Annotated in this window: 20 protein-coding genes; 10 read left to right on the top strand and 10 right to left on the bottom strand. The window is 45.4% G+C overall.

Annotated features, from left to right (window positions below):
- The first annotated feature begins 14 nt into the window (after positions 1-14).
- The 3 genes from rpsO (at position 15) to E0D71_RS03230 (ending at position 3283) form a co-directional block, all read left to right on the top strand.
- A complete protein-coding gene (rpsO, locus tag E0D71_RS03240; RefSeq protein WP_133001848.1) occupies positions 15-284 on the top strand; it encodes a 30S ribosomal protein S15 in 270 nt (89 codons plus the stop codon).
- Positions 285-466: 182 nt separating this feature from the next.
- Positions 467-2575: a polyribonucleotide nucleotidyltransferase gene (gene pnp / locus E0D71_RS03235; RefSeq protein ID WP_133001847.1), complete on the top strand. Its 2109-nt coding sequence runs from the start codon at positions 467-469 to the stop codon at positions 2573-2575.
- Between the two features lie 117 nt (positions 2576-2692).
- Complete coding sequence (locus E0D71_RS03230; RefSeq protein ID WP_133001846.1) at positions 2693-3283, top strand: LPP20 family lipoprotein; 591 nt, start codon at positions 2693-2695, stop codon at positions 3281-3283.
- A 60-nt stretch (positions 3284-3343) separates the two neighbouring features.
- Here the strand turns inward: E0D71_RS03230 and E0D71_RS03225 are convergent, their stop codons facing one another.
- The gene (locus E0D71_RS03225) at positions 3344-3754 is read right to left on the bottom strand and encodes an acyl-CoA thioesterase (protein ID WP_133001845.1); all 411 of its coding nucleotides are present in this window, start codon (positions 3752-3754) and stop codon (positions 3344-3346) included.
- Between E0D71_RS03225 and E0D71_RS03220 the strand changes: the two genes are divergently transcribed.
- Entirely contained in the window at positions 3747-4790 is a 1044-nt protein-coding gene (locus tag E0D71_RS03220; RefSeq protein WP_243711912.1) for a DUF3080 family protein, read from the top strand. The genes E0D71_RS03225 and E0D71_RS03220 overlap by 8 nt on opposite strands.
- Positions 4791-4793: 3 nt before the next feature.
- Here the strand turns inward: E0D71_RS03220 and E0D71_RS03215 are convergent, their stop codons facing one another.
- Positions 4794-5117 (bottom strand): hypothetical protein, encoded by a 324-nt coding sequence (locus E0D71_RS03215; RefSeq protein ID WP_133001844.1) that lies wholly within the window; start codon positions 5115-5117, stop codon positions 4794-4796.
- Positions 5118-5404: 287 nt separating this feature from the next.
- Between E0D71_RS03215 and E0D71_RS03210 the strand changes: the two genes are divergently transcribed.
- From E0D71_RS03210 to E0D71_RS03195, 4 genes are all read left to right on the top strand, one after another.
- Entirely contained in the window at positions 5405-6469 is a 1065-nt protein-coding gene (locus tag E0D71_RS03210; RefSeq protein WP_133001843.1) for a diguanylate cyclase, read from the top strand.
- Positions 6470-6571: 102 nt separating this feature from the next.
- On the top strand, positions 6572-7546 hold the full coding sequence (gene glk / locus E0D71_RS03205; RefSeq protein WP_133001842.1) for a glucokinase: 975 nt from the start codon (positions 6572-6574) through the stop codon (positions 7544-7546).
- Between the two features lie 21 nt (positions 7547-7567).
- Positions 7568-9043: a glucose-6-phosphate dehydrogenase gene (gene zwf / locus E0D71_RS03200; protein ID WP_133001841.1), complete on the top strand. Its 1476-nt coding sequence runs from the start codon at positions 7568-7570 to the stop codon at positions 9041-9043.
- Between the two features lie 18 nt (positions 9044-9061).
- Complete coding sequence (locus E0D71_RS03195) at positions 9062-9688, top strand: bifunctional 4-hydroxy-2-oxoglutarate aldolase/2-dehydro-3-deoxy-phosphogluconate aldolase (protein ID WP_133001840.1); 627 nt, start codon at positions 9062-9064, stop codon at positions 9686-9688.
- Positions 9689-9776: 88 nt separating this feature from the next.
- Here E0D71_RS03195 and E0D71_RS03190 read toward each other — a convergent pair whose 3' ends face one another.
- From E0D71_RS03190 to rpsU, 5 genes are all read right to left on the bottom strand, one after another.
- A complete protein-coding gene (locus E0D71_RS03190) occupies positions 9777-11186 on the bottom strand; it encodes a PhoH family protein (RefSeq protein ID WP_133001839.1) in 1410 nt (469 codons plus the stop codon).
- 361 nt (positions 11187-11547) lie between these two features.
- Positions 11548-13389, bottom strand: coding sequence for an RNA polymerase sigma factor RpoD (gene rpoD, locus E0D71_RS03185; RefSeq protein WP_133001838.1), 1842 nt, complete (start codon positions 13387-13389; stop codon positions 11548-11550).
- Between the two features lie 115 nt (positions 13390-13504).
- Positions 13505-15472 carry a DNA primase gene (gene dnaG, locus E0D71_RS03180; protein WP_133001837.1) on the bottom strand — a complete coding sequence of 656 codons (1968 nt, stop codon included), beginning with the start codon at positions 15470-15472 and terminating at the stop codon, positions 13505-13507.
- Positions 15473-15476: 4 nt separating this feature from the next.
- Positions 15477-15923, bottom strand: a complete 447-nt coding sequence (locus E0D71_RS03175) for a GatB/YqeY domain-containing protein (protein ID WP_133001836.1) — start codon at positions 15921-15923, stop codon at positions 15477-15479.
- Between the two features lie 145 nt (positions 15924-16068).
- Positions 16069-16284, bottom strand: a complete 216-nt coding sequence (rpsU, locus tag E0D71_RS03170; protein ID WP_009835737.1) for a 30S ribosomal protein S21 — start codon at positions 16282-16284, stop codon at positions 16069-16071.
- A 391-nt stretch (positions 16285-16675) separates the two neighbouring features.
- On the opposite strand from rpsU, the gene tsaD reads away from it, so the two are divergent.
- Together tsaD and folB are read left to right on the top strand one after the other, a co-directional pair.
- Positions 16676-17719, top strand: a complete 1044-nt coding sequence (tsaD, locus tag E0D71_RS03165) for a tRNA (adenosine(37)-N6)-threonylcarbamoyltransferase complex transferase subunit TsaD (protein ID WP_133001835.1) — start codon at positions 16676-16678, stop codon at positions 17717-17719.
- A complete protein-coding gene (gene folB, locus E0D71_RS03160) occupies positions 17716-18081 on the top strand; it encodes a dihydroneopterin aldolase (RefSeq protein ID WP_133001834.1) in 366 nt (121 codons plus the stop codon). Before tsaD ends, folB begins: the two co-directional genes overlap by 4 nt.
- On the opposite strand, the gene E0D71_RS03155 is transcribed toward folB, so the two are convergent.
- From E0D71_RS03155 to E0D71_RS03145, 3 genes are read right to left on the bottom strand one after another with little or no spacing between them, the layout of a single operon-like run.
- Positions 18078-19181: a tRNA nucleotidyltransferase gene (locus tag E0D71_RS03155; RefSeq protein ID WP_133001833.1), complete on the bottom strand. Its 1104-nt coding sequence runs from the start codon at positions 19179-19181 to the stop codon at positions 18078-18080. The two genes, folB and E0D71_RS03155, sit on opposite strands and share 4 nt — an antisense overlap.
- An 8-nt stretch (positions 19182-19189) precedes the next feature.
- The gene (gene glpE, locus E0D71_RS03150) at positions 19190-19510 is read right to left on the bottom strand and encodes a thiosulfate sulfurtransferase GlpE (protein ID WP_133001832.1); all 321 of its coding nucleotides are present in this window, start codon (positions 19508-19510) and stop codon (positions 19190-19192) included.
- Positions 19507-20334 carry a symmetrical bis(5'-nucleosyl)-tetraphosphatase gene (locus E0D71_RS03145; RefSeq protein WP_133001831.1) on the bottom strand — a complete coding sequence of 276 codons (828 nt, stop codon included), beginning with the start codon at positions 20332-20334 and terminating at the stop codon, positions 19507-19509. The genes glpE and E0D71_RS03145 overlap by 4 nt, the downstream gene beginning before the upstream one ends.
- Positions 20335-20336: the final 2 nt, after the last annotated feature.

Genomic DNA, 20336 nt, shown 5'->3' with positions numbered 1-20336 from the left:
TGGAGTTATAGATTATGGCATTATCTGCAGTATCAAAAGCAGCATTGGTTAAAGAGTTTCAAGTAGCGGAAGGCGACACTGGTTCTCCTGAAGTTCAAGTAGCATTGTTGACTAAGAACATCGAAGGTCTTCAAGGTCACTTTAAAACTCATATCCATGACCACCATTCTCGTCGCGGTCTAATTCGCATGGTAAACCAACGTCGTAAATTGTTGGATTACCTTAAGCGTAAAGACGCTGCACGTTACACTAGTTTGATCAAAAAACTAGGTCTGCGTCGCTAAGACTGAGGAAGGGCCATAAGTTATTATGGCCCTTTTTTTATTTATTGGTCTCCCAAGGGACAGCCTGTACTTCATATGCATTTTTCGTTACTGGAAAACGAGACAGAAAGAGTGCATATGAGTACTGGCTTTAAAAGAAGATCTTTGGGAGAAAGTAATTTTTTTAATGAAAAGGAATACGTGTGAGTATTACGACAAAAACTTTCCAGTTCGGTAACGATACCGTAACACTAGAAACAGGCCGCATTGCTCGTCAAGCAACCGGTGCGGTTCTTTGTACTATTGGTGATGCACAAGTGCTTGCAACTGTTGTTGGCGCTAAATCTGCTAAACCAGGTCAAGACTTTTTCCCATTGTCTGTTCATTACCAAGAGCGTGCTTACGCGGTTGGTAAAATCCCAGGTGGTTTCCTAAAACGTGAAGGCCGTCCTTCTGAAAAAGAAACTCTGACTTCTCGTCTTATTGACCGTCCAATTCGTCCATTGTTTCCAAAAGGTTACATGAACGAAGTTCAGGTTGTTTGTACGGTTATGTCGACAAACACTAACTTAGACGCTGACATTGCGGCTATGTTGGCAACGTCTGCAGCATTGACTATCTCTGGCATTCCATTCAATGGCCCTATTGGTGCAGCACGTGTCGGTTTTAACGACGAGTCTGGTTACATTCTTAACCCAAGCTACTCTGATCTAGATGGTTCTTTGCTAGACATGGTTGTTGCGGGTACGAAAGACGCTGTATTGATGGTTGAATCTGAAGCGCAAGAGCTAACAGAAGACGAAATGTTAGGCGCGGTTCTTTATGCTCATAAAGAAATGCAAGCGGCTATTTCTGCGATCACTGAATTCGCTGCTGAGTGCGCTAAGCCTCGTTGGGAATGGGAAGCAGAAGTGGCGAATGTTGCTTTGACTGAAGCGCTAGCAACAGGTTACGCCGCTCAAATCGAAGAAGCATACGGCATCAGCGAAAAAATGGCACGCTACGCTAAATTAGGCGAAGTACGTGCAGCCGCTGTTGAAGCGCTAGTGACTGAAGAAGGTGAATTCTCAGAAGCTGACGTAACCGGTGCTTTCGCGAAACTTGAAAAACGCACCGTTCGCCGTCGTGTTATCGATGGTCAGCCACGTATTGATGGTCGTGACAACAAAACCGTTCGCCCAATCAACGTTGAAGTGGGTTTGTTAAGCAAAACTCACGGTTCTGCTTTGTTCACACGTGGTGAAACTCAAGCGATTGCAACTTGTACTCTAGGTACTAGCCGTGATGCGCAAATGTCTGACGGTCTGGCTGGCGAAAACAAAGACAGCTTCATGTTGCATTACAACTTCCCTCCATACTCTGTTGGTGAATGTGGTCGCATGGGTGGCGTTGGTCGTCGCGAAATCGGTCACGGTCGTCTAGCACGTCGTGGTGTTCAAGCGGTATTGCCTTCTGAAGATGAATTCCCATACACCATTCGTATTGTGTCTGAGATCACTGAATCAAACGGTTCTAGCTCTATGGCGTCTGTTTGTGGTGCGTCTTTGTCTATGATGGACGCAGGTGTTCCTCTTAAAGCGCCGGTTGCTGGTATCGCAATGGGTCTGATCAAAGAAGACGACGGTTTTGCTGTCTTGACTGATATCTTGGGTGACGAAGATCACCTAGGCGATATGGACTTTAAAGTAGCGGGTACTGAAGAAGGTATTACCGCGCTTCAAATGGACATTAAAATCGAAGGTATCAATGAAGAAATCATGGATATCGCATTAAGCCAAGCAATGGAAGCGCGTAAGCACATCCTTCGCGAAATGGCAGAAGTGATTGGCTACGCTCGTCCTGAAGTGTCTCCAAATGCGCCGTCTATGGCAACGATCAAAATCGATCCTGAGAAAATCCGTGACGTTATCGGTAAAGGTGGTGCGATGATTCGTTCCATTACTGAGCAAACAGGTGCTTCTATCGACCTAGATGACGACGGTACAGTACGTATTTACGCAGCGGATAAAGCCGCGTCTGATGCTGCATTGCTTAAGATCCATGAGATCACAGCAGAAGCAGAAGTAGACAAACTTTACCAAGGTAAAGTGGTTCGTCTTGCTGAGTTCGGTGCTTTCGTGAATATCTTGCCTGGTAAAGATGGTTTGGTTCACATCTCTCAAATCGCTGAAGAGCGTATCCGTGCTGTTTCAGACTTTTTGTCTGAAGGTCAGGATGTGATTGTAAAAGTACTAGACGTTGATGCGCGTGGCCGTATTAAATTGTCTATGAAAGACGTAACAGAAGAAGACAAAGCGAACTTTACTGAATAAGTAAACGCGTTATGACTTTTTTGAAAAGGTGCCTTTTGGCACCTTTTTTTGTTTTTATGGGATGAATTCGTCTACTATACAAAGAATTCAAATTGTTTATTTGAGAGTGAGGAAAGGATGAAGTTTAAGTTACTTGGTGTTGCCGCCGCGGTCTTGTTGTTAGCGGCATGTAGTTCAAAAGAAGTGCTTACTCAAGCTGAGCCTGTGCCGGATTGTGTGTTTGCCGATGGTTCAAATAAAGCGGCACCACAATGGGTTTGTGGCGCGCCGGTTGAAGGTGTGGCACTTTCGGCTGTAGGCTACAGTGAAAAATCCGCAGCAGGTCCAAACTATATGAAACAAATGGCGGCAACAGCGGCCAGAGTGGAACTGGCTCAAGTGCTGAGCCTGAATCTGCAGAATATGGTGAAGCAATATGTAGAAACGACAGGGGCTGGCGACGCTGAAAGTGTTGATCGTGTAAACAGTGTCGTCACTAAGCAAGTGACAGAGCAAACCTTAGTTGGCTCTCGTGTGTTGCGTCAGCTGCCAACGCCAAGCGGCGGTTTGGTGGTGTTAGTGGGTCTAGACCCAAAGCAAACGGAGAGTATTTCTGAAGATATTTTGCGTACATCAATGAAGAATAACCAAGCAATTTATCAAAAATTAGAAGCAAAAAAGAGCTTTGATGAATTAGCGTCAGAGATTGCTAAACAGAAAGTACAATAAGTTAGGGAGTAAGCCAGCGTCTACATTATGAGGCTGGCTTACTCTTATTTTCCCTTCTTTTTATTCTTGATCGTCTTCTGAGAAAATAGGGACAGGTTTTTTGTTTTCATCAATGGCCACGAAATTGAAGTGCCCAGTGATGGCTTTGGTTCGTTTGTCGCTGTCGAGTTCTTCTAAGAAAATATTCACTTCAACTTTTAAAGAAGTGCGACCAACATGGACAACGCGAGCCACCAATTCGACTAAAATACCGGACGGAATAGGCTGTTTGAAATTCACTTGTTCGGTCGAAATAGTGACTAAGGGTTTTCTGGCAAAGCGTGTCGCGGCAATATAGGCGACTTCGTCCATCCATTGTAAGGCGATTCCACCAAACAGGGTGTCATAGTGATTGGTGGTTCCTGGGAAAACCATTTTGGCGACGCGGGTTTCAGAGATTTCTTCACGTTTTTGGATTAGCAGCTTGTTCATATTAATTCGTATATTTCCTCAAGTCGTGTGGGCTATCGCTTTGGGTTGCTTGCTGCTGCTGACTGGCTGCACTTCTCGGTATCAGCCTGAGTCATTGCTGATGGATTACGTGAAGGATTTATCCCGTTCGAAATACATACAGCTTGTCGTACCGGACTTCGTTTCGCCCAGCTTGTATCCTCCTTTGCATCAGCGACAGCAAGCACTCACTAAATTTGACGTTAGCATACTCGATTTTCTCTCATTACAGCAGTGTGATGTGGGCTTTTTAGTGGGCGAGAAAAACAGCGTGTTGGGGAAGGTTATGCCGGCAAGTCAGCGCTTTTTGTATGAAATTAATATTATCCGCGCCATTGAGTCATGTCATATTGGCAATGTTCAATTGGCTGAAAAACTCAATGCTATTGCCAAAATTAAGCGACAAGAGTTGCCTGTTGCTTTTACCAATGCCGTGTTTAATGGTGCTGAAGGGAAGGATTTTTTTAGTTTGTCGAACGGCTTTTTACCACTTAAAAACGATTTGACTCATTATCAAGTGTTGCTGGCCTCATTGCGTGACATAAACGCGCTGGGGGCGAATTTATCTTCTTTGCCTAAGCTTGAAGGAAAGGCGTTTGAAGAAGATCTAAAGGCACTGAGTGACAGTGAGTACGCAGGGCAATTAATCTATAGCTTGGCGCAATTAAGTCGTTTTTTGAGTGTTGTGTCAGAGGCAATAGAAGACTTGCCAGAGGGCGTTTGTGGGCCACCGGTGACCTTTCTTAAGCAACAGTTTGAGCGTCATTACATTAAGATTATCCAGCCTTATATGGCAAAAATTAATGCGACGGCTTATCAGATATTACCTTTGATTAGGCAAGCTGCCGTCTATGGACAACCATTGCCGAAAGCCTTGGATCAATACTTGTCTATGTTATCGCTTGATCAAAAAGAGGGGCTTTGGGGTCGTTACCAGCGCGCTTCCCAGCGTCATGCGCAGGCTTGGAGTCGATTGTTTAATCGCTGCGATATCGCTTTATCAGGTATTGTAAGATGAGGGTTAAATACGAGTGCTGATTTGGCTTTCTAGTGCTTCCACTGCGTTATATTGGTAAGGCATGCCTTGTGCTAAAGGTTCTTCGTTAAGTGCTTTTAGCAGAGCAATATTGGCTGATGGATTATCGATAATGCCGCCAGAGAACTGAATAGGGCGGGTAATGGCGTGAGGTTCATGCACGCTGCGAGTGTCAGCTGCGTCTATGATTGCAGGGCCTGGTTGGCTAAACAAACTCATCATTAAAGCAAATTGAGCGTTACCTGAGACGGGTTTGCCCGCCGAGGTGCTCTGGGTCAGTTGTGTTTGGACAACGTCTCTAATGTTCATTTGCATTCTCACTATCATGGATGAGAAGTGTATCGGCCGATTATTCTAATAGATTAGCGAAATACATAAGTTTTTTTGCTTTGTTTGGGGAAGCTGGGCGCTTTTTTGGGGATTGTGGAAAAACTAAGACGATCGTGTTTTGTTACAAAAGTTTCGCGTCGTTTGGACGTTATTAATGGCTCAAAGGATTGAAGCGTCGTACTATAATATATTATAGATCAATTGCTTTTCTAAATATGGCGATGACTTTTTCTATGTCGCAACAGGGCGGTCGGGACATTTGATGCATGCATGATATTAATGAGCTAATAGACAATGTTAGGCATAACGAGGCAATCGCGCTTAAATTTTTCGAGATTGAGCGGTGTATTTTGTCTATCGGTCGTTGTGATCAATTTGTGTCGACCTTGACCAAAGAAGTTCAGAAGCAATTTAATGTCCCTTATGTCTGGGTCAATTTGATCAATGAAGCGCCCTTGTCTCACCTTATTGACACCCTTGAGAAAACGCCTGACTTAAGAGATCGTGTTCTGTTTACCCGTCGACGGGTGATGATTGACGTTATTAAGTCTGGTAATAAGACGGTGCTTTTAAATCATAACCTTGCTGCTTGTAGCGAAATCATCCCGCCAGTGTATCGTGATATCATCTCCTCTGTGGCGGTTTCTCCACTGACAATCGATGGCGAACTGGTGGGTTTATTTTGCCAGGCTGACTCGGACAGCACTCGCTATGATGCGGCCACTAAAGATACCTTTTTATTAGACCAACTGGCGATCAAGATTTCTATCTGCTTAAGCAATGTGACGGCTCGCGAAAAGCTCGAATATTTGGCGACAAGAGATCCGCTGACAGGGCTGCTTAATCGCCGTCAACTAGAGTTGATGTTGGACCGTGAATTTTCCCGTTCGAAAAAGCAAAACCGAGATTTGACCGTAGTGTTTATTGATTGTGATGCCTTTAAATCAATCAATGATACGTTAGGGCATAATTGTGGGGATGAGGTGTTAGAATACATAGCCAAACGTCTGCTAAAATATGTCCACAAGCAAGGCTTGGCATTTCGTTTTGCTGGTGATGAATTTGTCTTCGTGACGCCTGGAAAAAGCTATGATCAAGCGCTGTTGATTGCTGAATCTATTCACGAATATCTTCAGTCTAATCCGTTAAGGTATAAATCTAACTTGGTTCCTATTACCATAAGTTATGGCGGCGCCAGTGTGATCAGCGATACGCCTACCAGCTACAAGCATCTGCTGAAATTAGCAGATGAACGTCTCTATAATTATAAAAATAACCGTAAAAGATCAGTACCAACGAAGGTGTTCAAGTTTTTAAATAGAATCAAATAGAATGTAATTTTATTACATTCTATTCGGTAAAAATTCCATTCTTCGGTATTTTTCAAGGTTGTTTTGTTATAAAATTTCAAAAAAATCAGATAGGGTTCTTTTATGTCCCACGCTTTGATCGCCGACTTAGGCGGCACCAATGCTCGTTTTGCGCTGGTTCCAATACATGAGTACATACCACAAGAAGTACGAGTGTTCTCTTGCAAGAACTACGAGAATTTTTTTGATGCTGCCGCCGACTATATAAATAACTGTAGTGTCGATATGGATAATATTGACGCCATAGTGCTTGCCATTGCAGGCCCTGTAGACCTTCCTGTCATTCGTTTCTCTAATAATCCTTGGCAATTTACGCGAGCAGAAGTGCAATCTTACTTCGGTGAGCATAAGGCCGTCGCGTTATTAAATGATTTTGATGCGGTCGGTCACTGCTTAGAGGTGCTTACCCCCGAAGATCTAGTGGTCATTGGTGAGTCGTCTGTTGTTGATCCAAAAGAAGCGTCTTGGGTTGTTGGAGCTGGCACCGGCCTTGGTGTTGCTTGTGTCGTACCGCAAGATGTTGGTCCTAATATAGTGCTTTCTGGTGAAGGTGGTCATGTTGATTTAGCCACTTGTAACGAACAAGAAGATGATATTTTACGCTTTTTGCGTACTCGTCATAAGCGAGTTTCGGCAGAACGTGTTTTATCAGGAATGGGCCTAGAAAATATCTACGAGGCGTTGGCGGCCAAACAAGGCATCGAGCGTCGTCTTACGGCACCAGAAATCGGTGCTGCGCTCAAAGCGGGTGACGACCCTATTGCTGAAGCGGCATTAGAGCAGTTCTTCGTGTTCTTGGGACGGGTGATTGGCGATCTCGTGTTATCGGTAGAATCTCGTGGCGGTGTGTATATTGCCGGTGGGATTGTGCCGCGTTATGTGAATGAAATTCTAAAAAGTGGCTTTCGTAATGCCATGCAAGAAAAAGGTCGTATGAAAGAATTTGTGTCACCGATTCCGACCTTTGTTGTTCTGTCTGAATACCCAGGGCTGATGGGGTGTGCTTGTTATGCATCTCATCTTGTATCGAAAGCCTAGACTAGTTGGAGAATGAAGAATATGAAGGCAAGTTTGAAAGCCTGTGATGTAGTGATCTTCGGTGGTGGTGGTGATCTTGCTATGCGCAAGTTGTTACCCGCTTTGTACCATCTTGAAATGGATGGATTGTTAGCCGCGACAACACGCATTATTGGCGCCTCTCGACGAGAGATGAGTGCAGAAGATTATCAAGACAAAGTGCGTGTTGCGTTGGATGAGTTTGTTCCAGCGAGTATTGGCGATGATAAAACATGGTCTCAATTTAAAGCGCGTTTGAGTTATGTTTCTGTGGATGCGCAAAAAGAGTCGGATTTTGCTCGTCTTAATGACGACAATGTTGGTGGTGATGATAGAGACGTTGTTTTCTACCTAGCCACATCGCCTAGTTTGTTTGGTTCTATTTGTTCTTCATTGGCGGCGCATGGCTTAAACAAAAACCGTATGCGTGTTGTATTGGAGAAGCCTCTTGGTCGTGACCTTGATTCTTCCCGTGCCATTAATAATGAAGTAATGGAGAACTTTACGGAGCAGCAAGTATTCCGTATTGACCATTACCTTGGCAAAGAAACCGTACAAAACCTATTGGCAATTCGCTTTGGTAATACCTTATTCGAACCTCTTTGGGACAGTGCACACATAGATAACGTGCAGATTACCGTGTCTGAAACAGTGGGTGTTGAAGGGCGTTGGGGTTATTACGATGACGCAGGCGCTATGCGAGATATGGTTCAAAACCATATTATTCAGCTGTTGTGTCTTGTGGCGATGGAGCCTCCAGGACGTATGGATGCGGACTCTGTGCGCGACGAAAAAATTAAAGTGTTGAAAGCATTGCGTCCAATTGAAGGCGCGAATGCTTATACCAAAACAGTACGTGGTCAATACGCTCGTGGCGTTATTAAGGGCAAAGAAGTTCCTGGCTACTTCGATGAAGAAGGAAGTAATCCTGCTTCTCGTACGGAAACCTTTGTGGCATTACGCGCCGATATCGATAACTGGCGCTGGGCGGGGGTTCCTTTCTATCTGCGAACGGGTAAGCGTCTCGGTCAACGTTATTCTGAAATTGTTATTCAGTATAAAACGGTCCCTCATAGTATTTTCAGCGATGAAAGTAATCGTCAGCTACAGCGTAACCAATTGGTGATTCGTCTACAGCCAGAAGAGAAAATCTCCCTGACTGTGATGAATAAGGTGCCAGGTGCGAGTGAAGGTATGAACCTTCAGCCGGTCGATCTGAACTTGAGTTTGACAGAAGCCTTCCATAACAAGCGTAGCCCAGAGGCTTACGAGCGTTTGCTGTTGGATGTTATGCGTAACGATGCGACCTTGTTCATGCGCTATGACGAAGTTGAAGCCGCTTGGAAATGGGTTGACGGCATCATGTCTGCTTGGAATCAAACGAGCGAACGTCCTAAAGAATACGCAGCTGGCTCTTGGGGGCCTGCGGCTTCTATGGCGTTACCGATTAAAGATGGCCGTAACTGGCACGACTATTAAGCTAAGAAGGACTAGATTATGACGACTTCATTAACTTCAGCGCAAGTGATGACGGCAACGCCGGTAGTACCTGTTATTGTGGTAGACGATGTTGCACAAGCGGTAGCACTTGGAAAAGCTTTAGTGGCTGGCGGCGTGCCTGTATTAGAAGTGACGCTGCGTACTGAAGCGGCACTGGAAGCGATTACCGCTTTGCGCAAAGAAGTACCTGATGCCATTGTTGGTGCTGGCACAGTTTGTTCCCGTGAGCAGTATGTGCAGGCGGTGGAAGCAGGCTCTCAGTTCATCATTAGTCCAGGTATGACGCCAGACTTGTTGGCCGTTGGTAAAGAATACGATATTCCTTACTTGCCAGCGGTTGCGACCATTTCAGACATTTTGTTGGGTATGGAATATGGCTATGACCATTTTAAATTCTTCCCAGCGGAAGTGAATGGTGGCGTCAAAGCTCTGAAAGCCTTTGGCGGTCCTTTGCCGCAAATTAAATTCTGTCCGACAGGCGGTATTGGTGCAAACAACTTCCGTGAATACTTGGCTTTGCCTAATGTGCTTTGCGTTGGTGGTTCGTGGATTGTGCCGACAGATTTAGTAAAAGCCGGCAAATGGGATGAGATTACTGAGCTGGCCAAATCGGTTAATCAGTAAAGCGTTTCTCTCTAAAGAGAGCATCTGAAAAGGGAAGGCGATTCGCCTTCCCTTTTTTATTGCTTGTGTGCCTGTTTGAAGTTCGTGCTTAGAGGTTTTCTTCAGCAAACTCTGCCAAACGGCTTCGTTCTATGCCATTAACATGCATCACGCTGGCGTATTTAAAGGATTTACATTTTTCGACCAGATAGGTCAGGCCAGACGTCAGTGGGGTGATGTATTTGTTGTCAATTTGCGCCAGATTCCCTAATACAATGATTTTAGAGTTGCTGCCCACCCGAGTAACAATGGATTTGAGTTGAAACTGGGTTAGCCCTTGGGCTTCATCAATGATGATTAAGGCGTTATTAAAAGAGCGTCCACGCATAAAGTTAAGGGATTTAAATTGTATGTTTGCTTTTTGTTTGACGTAATCAATGCTGCTAAAGGCATGCTCATCTGCACCATGCAATATCTCTAGATTATCGTCAAACGCAGCCAGCCAAGGCGCCATTTTCTCTTCTTCTGTTCCTGGTAAAAAACCAATATCTTCCGCCATTGGCGGGGTTGATCGAGCCACAATGATCTTATTAAAGCGTTTTTCCTCCATAGTAACTTGCAGCCCATAAGCCAAGGCGAGTAGGGTTTTTCCTGAGCCCGCAGGACCGGTCATGATCATGAGGTCTGAATTGTCATGGCGTAGCAGATAAAAAGCCATGGCTTGCTCAAGATTGCGAGGTTTAATGCCCCAAAAGCTTTGATGCATTATATTTTGTTTGTTGATGTCTAAAAGGTAAACGTACTCTTTGTCGATATTGACAACAAAGCCAACAAACTCCTCATCGTCAATAATAAACATGTTGAGATAGAGTGTAGGGAGGGTGTTTTTTTCTATCAGGTGTACCGTGTGTCGACCATGGGATTCGGTGCGCACACTGTCAACGGTAGACCAAAAGCTACCCTCTGCTTGGATGTAGCCTTTACTCATTAAATCGACATCATCCAGTACCTTGTCTTTTCTGTAGTCCTCCACGCGCTCTAAGCCAGAGCCTTTTGCTTTGATGCGCATATTGATGTCTTTGGTGACTAAGCAAACAGAAGATCTAGGGTTGGTGGCTTGTAAGCTTAGCGCCACATTGATGATGCGGTTGTCATTGGCATGGTCGTGATTGCCATTCAGGAAGGGGATATTATCAGTGTGGGTGATTTGTTGATCAGGGAAGATGGCTAAAGAGCCTTCAGTGGCTTTTCTTGGGCTGTCCTCATCGCTTATTTGATGGGGCTTTCTAATGGTGACACCACTTTGTAGCGCTTTAGGGGAAGCGTCACCAACTATTTTATCTATGGTGTTGATGGCAAGCCTGGCTTCTCTGCTTACGTCTTTGTCTCGTCTGTCTTTGATGACATCTAATTCTTCTAGTACCGTCATCGGGATGACGACTTTATGCTCAGTAAAGGCATAAATCGCTAAAGGGTCGTGAAGCAGTACATTGGTATCTAGGACGTAAATTTTTTCCATACAGCATTACTCCTTTTGAACGAGAAAAGTTTTTTTGACACTTTGATCGGCTAGAAAAGTACGTATTTAATGGATGAGATTGCGAAGTTTTTGGGTATAAGAGGGAAGCGGCGTTTACTGTAAAAGCGCCATTTAGAGTCACTGCAGAACGTTTTTCTGGGAGAAAATCGGTCAGCAAACTGTCGTGCTTGTTATCACGATAAGGTTTTTTCAAGCTGAATCTCACTGTCTTTTGCTCGATTATGCTTTGAGTGTATGACAGTTTTGTTGAAGATGCTTTCTTTTTTGGAGGGATTTTAAAAGAAAAAAGCCATTGAAAGTATCAATGGCTTTTTATAGTGACTCGAAGTAAAACAATTACTTACTCGTCTAAGAAGCTTCTCAAATGCTCTGAGCGGCTTGGATGACGAAGTTTGCGCAATGCTTTGGCTTCAATCTGACGAATACGTTCACGAGTTACATCAAACTGTTTGCCCACTTCTTCAAGCGTGTGGTCGGTATTCATATCGATACCAAAACGCATGCGAAGTACTTTTGCTTCACGGGCGGTTAAGCCTGCCAATACGGTTGTCGTTGACTCACGAAGACCTTCAATCGTTGCTGTATCGATAGGGGATTCAGCGCCGTCGTCTTCAATGAAATCGCCTAGGTGAGAATCTTCATCATCACCAATTGGTGTTTCCATCGAAATAGGCTCTTTCGCAATTTTCAGTACTTTACGAATCTTGTCTTCAGGCATATCCATACGAGCAGCAAGCTCTTCTGGTGTTGCTTCACGACCCATCTCCTGAAGCATCTGACGAGAGATACGGTTCAGTTTGTTGATGGTTTCGATCATGTGTACTGGAATACGAATCGTGCGGGCTTGGTCGGCAATCGAACGTGTGATTGCTTGACGAATCCACCATGTCGCATAAGTAGAGAATTTGTAACCACGACGGTATTCAAATTTATCAACCGCTTTCATTAGGCCGATGTTACCTTCTTGAATCAAATCCAAGAATTGTAAGCCACGGTTAGTGTATTTTTTCGCGATCGAAATAACCAAACGTAAGTTGGCTTCTACCATTTCTTTTTTAGCTCGACGCGCACGCGTCTCACCAATAGAAATACGACGGTTAATTTCTTTTAGTTGAGCAATGGTTAGCCCTGTTTCTTTAGCAACGGTACGTAGTTTACGTTGGCTACGCATGAACTCTGCTTCGTTTTCTTCAAGTCCTGCTGCGTACCCTGCGCCAGAGCTAATTTGCTCTTGCAACCAATTGGCATTGGTTTCATTGCTTGGGAAGCGTTTTAGGAACTCGGTACGAGGCATGCCGGCTTTACGAACACATACTTGCATAATCAAACGTTCTTGCTCGCGTACTTTGTCCATACGAGAACGAACACGGTCGATTAGTTCATCAAATAACTTGGGTACCAGTTTAATCGGAGCAAAGCTAATGCTTAGCTCTTCTTGCTTGGCTTTTACTACAGGGTCGTGTCTGTCGCGAGTCTCAAGCAAGACTTTTAATTCTTCATAAATGCGCGAGATGTCATTGAAGCGCAGTGCGGTTTCTTCTGGATCAGGGCCGCTTTCTGTTTCTTCTTCTTCGTCATCGTCGGAGTCATCGTCGGAGTCATCGTCAGCGCTGTCTTTTTCTTCTTCAGTAGGAACGTCTTCTAATAGCTCTTCGAAGATAGGTTCTTCGCCGTCGCCATCGATGAAACCACTAAAGATGTCGCTTAAGCGGCCTTCTTCTTCTTTCACTCTTGCGTAAGTGTCAAGTAGGACGTCTACGGCACCAGGGAAGTAAGAAATGGCAGCCATCACTTCGCGCGTACCTTCTTCGATACGTTTCGCAATGGCAATTTCGCCTGCGCGGGTCAGTAGTTCAACTGTTCCCATTTCGCGCATGTACATTCGGACAGGGTCTGTAGTACGAGTGACATCGCCTTCTACAGCGGCCAATGCAGCAGCGGCTTCTTCCGCAGCCGCTTCATCGGTCGAATCACCTTCTTCCATCAGAAGGCTATCTTTATCTGGAGCAACTTCAGAAACCGTGATCCCCATGTCATTGATCATGGCGATGATTTCTTCTACTTGCTCTGGGTCAGAAAGGTCATCAGGAAGGTGATCGTTTACTTCTGCGTAGGTTAAGTAACCTTGTTCTTTACCTTTAGCGATCAGCTCTTTGAGACGCGACTGTTGAGTGTCTGGCATTCGACAACCTATCGTTAGAAATTCGTTTGGGAGTTTTGCAAGCAGCGGATTATAACAAAATCAATCAGTTTTATCCAGATATTCGTCTCTTTTTTGAGTGAATATTAGACAAGAATTATGATTTTTTTCGTCGTATTTGCTCTATTCTATTCCGCCAATCTTGCTTTTCTTGCTCTGTATTTATGGAATCACTTGCGCCATTTTTCAAGGACTCCATGCCAAGATTTTTTTCTAATTTAGCAATAACGTCAATCACCTCTTGTTGTGGGTGAGGGAGTTTGAGTTGAATAGGTGCGTCTTTGTGATTTAGTAGCTTAAGAATGGCGGCGCTCATGTCAGGGTCGCTGAGATCCACTAAAAAGTGCCCGACATTTCGACTTGGGTGTTTCTGGAAGTAGCGCCATACCTTGCATAGGAGCTGCAAGTGCCCTTCGGCTTTGTTTACGATTGGGTCGGGAATATCGATGTCTTTAGCGATGTGTGGGTGTAATAAAAGACACAAAGAAGCTTTGGCCAAGCGGTTTAAACTAGGCGGCGCTGGCGGAAGGGCAGGTTCATCTTTTTGAAACTTGCCTTTTTTAAATGGCTTTTTAAACGAATTTTTTTGGGGTGAGCTGTACTCAATATGGCTGTCAGTAGGCTGGTAATCGTCGTATTCGTCAAACGAAGGCGCCATTTCATAGTGGCTTAAGTCTGGCGCACTGTGATCGTAGGAGGCGTCCATTGAGGTGTTCGCTGAGCTTGTATGGTCGCTGTGCGCGCTGCTCGAATGGTGGCGCGTCTTAATGTTTGTATTGCTTAGTGTTTCGCTGTCAATGCCCGACTGCTCACTGAGTTGACGAATAAGAACTGAGCGGAAGGTGAGCTCTTTCGGGATCTGTTGAATCAGCCCCATGGCGTTGCGGGTAAACTGAGCTTCGCCTTCTTCATCGCCTAGGGTAACTTGGCTTCTGGCGTGTTCAAACAGTGCATGCGAAAGTGAGGAGGCGTCTGCAAGGCGATTATTGAACGCTTCCTTGCCCTCTTTTCTGACCAACGAATCTGGGTCTTCCCCTTCAGGAAGAAAAAGAAAGCGGATCTGTTTTTCATCTTGCATGACGGGCAGTGCCGCTTCGAGGCCACGGACGGCGGCGGCTCGACCGGCTTTATCGCCATCGAAACAAAGCACGACTTTGCTGACGAGCTTGAAAAGCTTGCGAATGTGCTGGCTATTGACCGAGGTGCCCAGCGTCGCAACGGCGTTGGTGATGCCATGCTGGGCCAAGACGATGACGTCCATGTAGCCTTCCACAACGATGATTTGATCGAGTATGGGGGTGTTCTGTTTGGCTTCGAAAAGTCCATAAAGCTCTTGGCTTTTCTGAAAGACGGGGGTTTCGGGAGAATTTAAATATTTTGGCTTTTCATCGCCGAAGGCGCGTCCGCCAAAGGCAATAACGCGTCCGCGAGAGTCTCGAATAGGGAAAATTATGCGATCACGAAAGCGGTCGTAGTAATGGCCAGGTTGGTCTTTTTTCTCGACTAGCATGCCGCCATGAAAAAGCTGTTCTTGGCTTTCGGCGCGAGTACCAATGCGTTTTAGTAGATTATCCCAGCCAGGTGGCGCATAACCCAAGCCAAATATTTTGGCGATTTGGCCTGACAGCCCTCTGTCTTTGGCGAGGTAGTCGGTGGCCTTTTTCTTATCTGGGTGTTGTGTCAGCTGTTCTTGGTAGAATTGCGAGCTTTCTGAAAGACGCTTTAGGAGTTCAGCGTTTTGCTCATAACGATCAGGAGCGCCTTGATCGCGAGGCACTTCCATGCCGGCGTCTTTGGCAAGCAGTTCAATGGCGTCTACAAAATCCAGGTGGTCATGTTCCATAACGAAAGAAATAGCGTTGCCGCCAGCACCGCAGCCAAAGCAGTAATAAAACTGTTTGTTGGGGTTGAGGCTAAAAGAAGGGCTTTTTTCATTATGGAAAGGGCAAAGACCGCTGTAGTTTTGCCCTGTTTTTTTTAAGCTAATGCGGGACGCAACCACGTCAGTCAAGTCGGTTCGAGCGAGTAGCTCGTCAATAAATTGATCGGGAATGCGTCCAGCCATATTGTTAGCCTAATTGCGCTTTAACTTGTTTGCTGATTTGTGCCATGTCCGCGCGGCCTTGTGCTTGAGGCTTAACAATGGCCATAACCGCACCCATTTGCTGCATCGAGCTGGCGCCTGTTTCTGCGATAGCGGCTTTCACGATCTCAGCCACTTCTTCGTCTGTTAGTGGTGCTGGCAAAAACTCGCTGATAATCTGCATTTCTTCTTGTTCAACTTTGGCTAGATCTTCACGGCCACCATCAAGAAACTGCTGAGTAGAGTCTTTGCGTTGTTTGTTCATTTTATCCAGAACGGCTAATACGCGCGCGTCGTCTAGTTCTATGCGTTCATCGACTTCGATTTTTTTGCATTCAGAAAGGATGGTTCGAATAACCGTGACGCGTTGTTTTTCTTTCGCACGCATGGCGGTTTTAAGCGTATCGGAAATGTGTTTTTTTAAGTCTGACATGAGGTCCTCTTTACTTTCTAGTAGGCAAGTATATAAGCAAAAAAAACGGCTAGTTTGTTAACTAGCCGTTTTTTATAAGCCTAAATGCAATAAGCGTCTAGGCAAAACATTTGTTTTTTAGCAAATTGCCAAACGGCAGATCGACCTAGTACAAACGTTGGAATTTTTTCTGCTCACGAGAAACTTTCTTAGCGTGACGTTTAACAGCAGCGGCTGCAGCACGTTTGCGAAGAGTTGTTGGTTTTTCGTAGCATTCACGACGACGAACTTCAGCCAAAACACCTGCTTTTTCACAAGAGCGTTTGAAGCGACGTAGAGCGATGTCAAATGGTTCGTTATCTTTTACTTTTACAGCTGGCATGTATTTACCTTTAGAATGTTTTTTTAAGTTTAAGTGTTCACAAAAACGGCGTGAATCATACCTGTATTTGACAGGCTTTCAAAGCGCGCTTTTGTTGGACAGAGTGAGATCTACTCGAGATCGATTTTTCTTACCCTGAACAGACTCTTTCGCGTCTGTAATGTATTGATGTCTTTAATAATAAGAGGGGTTTGATATCTCTTCTCTGAATTTATCGAAATAAATAAGAGCCGAGCCAAACTAGAAAAATCACCTGCCTTTTAATTTAAACGTTGAAAACGCGCGTATTGTAAATGTTTTAATCAGTCCTGTCTAATCTGTTTTGTAACCTGCCTCCCTTTGGTCAGATGAGTTACAATACTGGCACATAGAGATTAATGAGATGATGTGAATGAAAGTACTGGGTTTGGAAACATCTTGTGATGAGACGGGCATCGCCATTTATGACACAGAAAATGGCTTATTAGCTCACAAAATATATTCTCAAATTGCTCAGCATGCTGAATACGGTGGTGTCGTGCCGGAATTGGCGTCTCGAGATCATGTCCGTAAAACCTTGCCTTTGATTGATGAAGTATTGCAAGAAGCGAACATGACGAAACAAGAGTTGGATGCGATTGCTTATACGAGTGGTCCAGGGTTGGTTGGCGCCTTAATGGCTGGCGCGACCATCGGGCGTTCTTTGGCTTATTCATTAAACATCCCTGCGTTGGGGGTGCATCATATGGAAGGTCATCTGTTGGCGCCCATGCTTGAAGAAAAGCAGCCAGCCATGCCGTTTATTGCTTTGTTGGTGTCGGGTGGGCATACGCAATTAGTGCGAGTCGATGGCATTGGTCAATATCGCTTGCTCGGTCAATCGTTAGACGACGCGGCAGGTGAAGCGTTTGATAAGGCGGCTAAAATGATTGGTTTGCCTTATCCTGGTGGTCCGCAAATCGCGGCCTTAGCAAAGCAGGGGAACAGCCAAAGTGGGTTGAAATTCCCTCGCCCCATGACAGATCGCCCAGGGTTGGATTTCAGTTTTAGTGGGTTAAAAACCGCCTTTCTAACGGCAGTACACAGCGCCTTAGATGAAGGTCGTTGTGATGAGCAATTTAAAGCAGACGCGGCGCTCGCGTTTGAAACCGCGGTAGTGGATACCTTGGTGATTAAATGTCGTCGAGCGCTTGAGGCAGAAGGTCTTAAACAGTTGATTATTGCTGGCGGTGTGAGCGCCAATCAGCGCTTAAGAGAACAATTAGAATCACAGTTGAAAAAGATTAAGGCGAGTGTGTTTTATGCACGGCCTGAATTTTGTACCGATAATGGCGCCATGATTGCGTACGCAGGCGCACAGCGATTGGTAAAGGGTCAATCTTCGCCCTTGAACCTCTCTATCCGAGCGCGCTGGCCATTGTCTGAATTGCCCCCAGTGAAGGAGAGTGCAGTATGAATGATCTAGTCTTTATTGAAGGTCTTGCCGTTAAAGCTGTGATTGGCGTATACGATTGGGAAAAAGTGATTGAGCAAGACCTGGTCTTTGACCTGGAGATGGAGCACGACAATCGTGAGCCTGCGCAAACCGATGATTTGGCTAAGACGCTGGATTATGAGGCGATTTCCAATTTCATTATAGATTTTTGTGCAGAACGTCGATTTGAGCTTATTGAAACTTTAGCAGAGCACTTGTGCGATGAATTGATTAAAGTCTTTCAAATGAACGCCTTGGTCATGACGTTGCGTAAGCCTGGCGCGGTAAAAGCCGCCAGTGCGGTGGGCGTAAAAATAGCTCGTAGCAAGGTGAGTGCTTACTAATCATCTTGCTCTACGAAGGGGTGGGGAAGCTCGCTTAGGCTGAGAATTCTTGCTTCTTTTAGGGCTTGGCCTAATTCAGCGCCGCTAAAGCCTTGCTTCATGAGGCTGGCGGCATTGATGCTGGCGACCTGGTTACGCAGTGCCAGCCACGTGCTTTGCTGGGTTTGAGTCATTAAAGATAAAACCTCAATCAGACGTTGGTATGGTTGAGGTTTTTTTATGGCGCTCACTTGAGTCAGCCAGTTTTCCCATTGCGTCGCCGGCATGGGGATTTGTTGCTGCTCTTTAAATGCTCGGACTTGCTCTGCCAAACCTTTGAACTGATTTGGGCTCTTTAGCTGTTTGTGCAGTGTGACCAAGGCGTCTAGTTGAGTATCTTGGCACAGCAATGACCAACGCTGTGCTGGGGTCAAGTTTGCTTGTTTAAGTTGTTCTTGGTGTCGTTGGCTGGATTGCCAGACAAAGCCTGGAAACAGTATTTCTAGTGCATCTATGCTTGCTAACACAGCAAAAAAGACAGGTGCATTTGGCGTTAATAAGGCCTTTTCTAACTCTTTCCATACGCGTTCAGGGCTTAGGCTAGAGAGCTCCCCTGAATGGCTGATGGCTTTCATTAGGGTGACGGTCTCTGGCGCAATAGTGAAGCCAAAGTCGGCAAAACGGGCGGCAAAACGGGCGATGCGCAAGACTCGCAGCGGGTCTTCTATAAAAGCGCTGGAAACGTGACGAAACAGGCGATTGTCGAGATCTTGTTGACCGTTGAATGGGTCAATGAGGGTGCCGTTTTCATCTTGAGCTATGGCATTGATGGTGAGGTCGCGTCGCTCTAAATCTTCTTCCAAGCTAATGTCGGGCGAGAAGTCACAAATGAAGCCAGTGTAGCCTTGGCCTTGTTTTTTCTCTTTGCGAGCGAGTGCGTATTCTTCTTTGCTCTTAGGATGAAGGAAAACAGGAAATTGTTTTCCAACTTGTTGATATCCCTTGTTTTCTAGTTGCTCAGGTGTGGCACCAGTCACAACCCAGTCATGGTCTTTTACTTCCAGTCCGAGCAGTTTATCTCGCACCGCGCCACCGACTAAATACACCTGATAATGTGACATAGTGTTGTTTAAGCACCTAACTCACATTGCTCTGGGAACATGGCGCTCCACTGGCTGTATCCACCATTTAATGAATACACTTCATGAAAGCCTTGAGCGGCTAGGTATTCTGCTGCGCCTTTGCTGCTGTTGCCGTGATAGCAGCAAACAATAACAGGGCGGCTTTTGTCGCTGCTCTCGATAAAACTTTGTACGTTATCATTATGGAGGCTGATCGCATTAACGATATGACTATTTTGATAGCTTGTTGTGTCGCGAATATCGACAATGAGAGCATCGTTTTCGATGATTGGAAGCGCGTCAGAGACGTCAATACAAGAATAAGTCATAGTGATTTCCGGTTCGTTGAACAAGGGGTGCTAAAGCTTTGTTTATCTTCTAAGCGAAGCGCGGTTAAGCTACCTCCCCAGACACAGCCTGTGTCTAAAGCGTGTATTTTGTCTTGGTTGGTTATGCCTTCTAATGCGGCCCAGTGACCAAAGACAATATGGCAGTTTTCAGGCAGTTTTGAAGGGTAAGTAAACCAAGGAGCATAGCCTGCTTGAGCCGTGTTGGGGCCTTCTTTGCTTTTTAGGTCCAGTTTGCTGTGAGGATCACAAAAACGCATGCGCGTTAAATAATTGGTGATGGCGCGTAAGCGATCCATACCTACTAGGCTGTCCTTCCACATTCTGGGTTTATTACCATACATAACTGCAAGGAAATCATCAACATGATTGCCCTTGAGTTGATTTTCCACTTCTTTGGCAAGCTCGAGTGTCTGTGAGAGCGTCCAGCAAGGTGGAACACCTGCGTGGGTCATTATGGTGTTGAGAGATTCATCGTAATGGCAAAGAGGTTGTTGTCTAAGCCATTCAATCAGCTCGTCACGGTCACGGGCGCTGAGTATTTCGAGTAGGGTGTCGCTGCGTTTTAATGTGCTGTGACCATGGGCCACAGCAATCAAATGAAGGTCATGGTTGCCAAGTATGACTTTGGCGTTATCGCCAAGGGATTTAACAAAGCGAAGTGTTTCAAGAGACTCTGGTCCGCGGTTGATCAAATCACCAGCAAACCAAAGTTGATCGTCTTCTTGTCGGTAGTCAATTTGCTTAAGCAATTCTATTAGCGGCGTCAAACAGCCTTGTAAGTCGCCAATGACATAGGTTGCCATAG

The sequence above is a fragment of the Marinomonas sp. KMM3893 genome (assembly GCF_004352855.1).
GTDB classification, from domain to species: Bacteria; Pseudomonadota; Gammaproteobacteria; order Pseudomonadales; family Marinomonadaceae; genus Marinomonas; species Marinomonas arenicola.
Note: the sequence above shows the minus strand (reverse complement) of the source record. Positions and strands in the feature narration are given on the sequence as shown.

Excerpts from the sequence above, each read along its gene's own strand:
- E0D71_RS03210 (WP_133001843.1), top strand. The coding sequence starts at position 5,405 with ATGCATGATATTAATGAGCTAATAGACAATGTTAGGCATAACGAGGCA.
- E0D71_RS03190 (WP_133001839.1), bottom strand. The coding sequence starts at position 11,186 with ATGGAAAAAATTTACGTCCTAGATACCAATGTACTGCTTCACGACCCT.
- E0D71_RS03225 (WP_133001845.1), bottom strand. The coding sequence starts at position 3,754 with ATGAACAAGCTGCTAATCCAAAAACGTGAAGAAATCTCTGAAACCCGC.
- folB (WP_133001834.1), top strand. The coding sequence starts at position 17,716 with ATGAATGATCTAGTCTTTATTGAAGGTCTTGCCGTTAAAGCTGTGATT.
- tsaD (WP_133001835.1), top strand. The coding sequence starts at position 16,676 with ATGAAAGTACTGGGTTTGGAAACATCTTGTGATGAGACGGGCATCGCC.
- glk (WP_133001842.1), top strand. The coding sequence starts at position 6,572 with ATGTCCCACGCTTTGATCGCCGACTTAGGCGGCACCAATGCTCGTTTT.
- E0D71_RS03145 (WP_133001831.1), bottom strand. The coding sequence starts at position 20,334 with ATGGCAACCTATGTCATTGGCGACTTACAAGGCTGTTTGACGCCGCTA.
- E0D71_RS03230 (WP_133001846.1), top strand. The coding sequence starts at position 2,693 with ATGAAGTTTAAGTTACTTGGTGTTGCCGCCGCGGTCTTGTTGTTAGCG.
- E0D71_RS03195 (WP_133001840.1), top strand. The coding sequence starts at position 9,062 with ATGACGACTTCATTAACTTCAGCGCAAGTGATGACGGCAACGCCGGTA.
- zwf (WP_133001841.1), top strand. The coding sequence starts at position 7,568 with ATGAAGGCAAGTTTGAAAGCCTGTGATGTAGTGATCTTCGGTGGTGGT.
- E0D71_RS03175 (WP_133001836.1), bottom strand. The coding sequence starts at position 15,923 with ATGTCAGACTTAAAAAAACACATTTCCGATACGCTTAAAACCGCCATG.
- glpE (WP_133001832.1), bottom strand. The coding sequence starts at position 19,510 with ATGACTTATTCTTGTATTGACGTCTCTGACGCGCTTCCAATCATCGAA.
- rpoD (WP_133001838.1), bottom strand. The coding sequence starts at position 13,389 with ATGCCAGACACTCAACAGTCGCGTCTCAAAGAGCTGATCGCTAAAGGT.
- E0D71_RS03155 (WP_133001833.1), bottom strand. The coding sequence starts at position 19,181 with ATGTCACATTATCAGGTGTATTTAGTCGGTGGCGCGGTGCGAGATAAA.
- rpsO (WP_133001848.1), top strand. The coding sequence starts at position 15 with ATGGCATTATCTGCAGTATCAAAAGCAGCATTGGTTAAAGAGTTTCAA.
- E0D71_RS03215 (WP_133001844.1), bottom strand. The coding sequence starts at position 5,117 with ATGAACATTAGAGACGTTGTCCAAACACAACTGACCCAGAGCACCTCG.
- dnaG (WP_133001837.1), bottom strand. The coding sequence starts at position 15,472 with ATGGCTGGACGCATTCCCGATCAATTTATTGACGAGCTACTCGCTCGA.
- rpsU (WP_009835737.1), bottom strand. The coding sequence starts at position 16,284 with ATGCCAGCTGTAAAAGTAAAAGATAACGAACCATTTGACATCGCTCTA.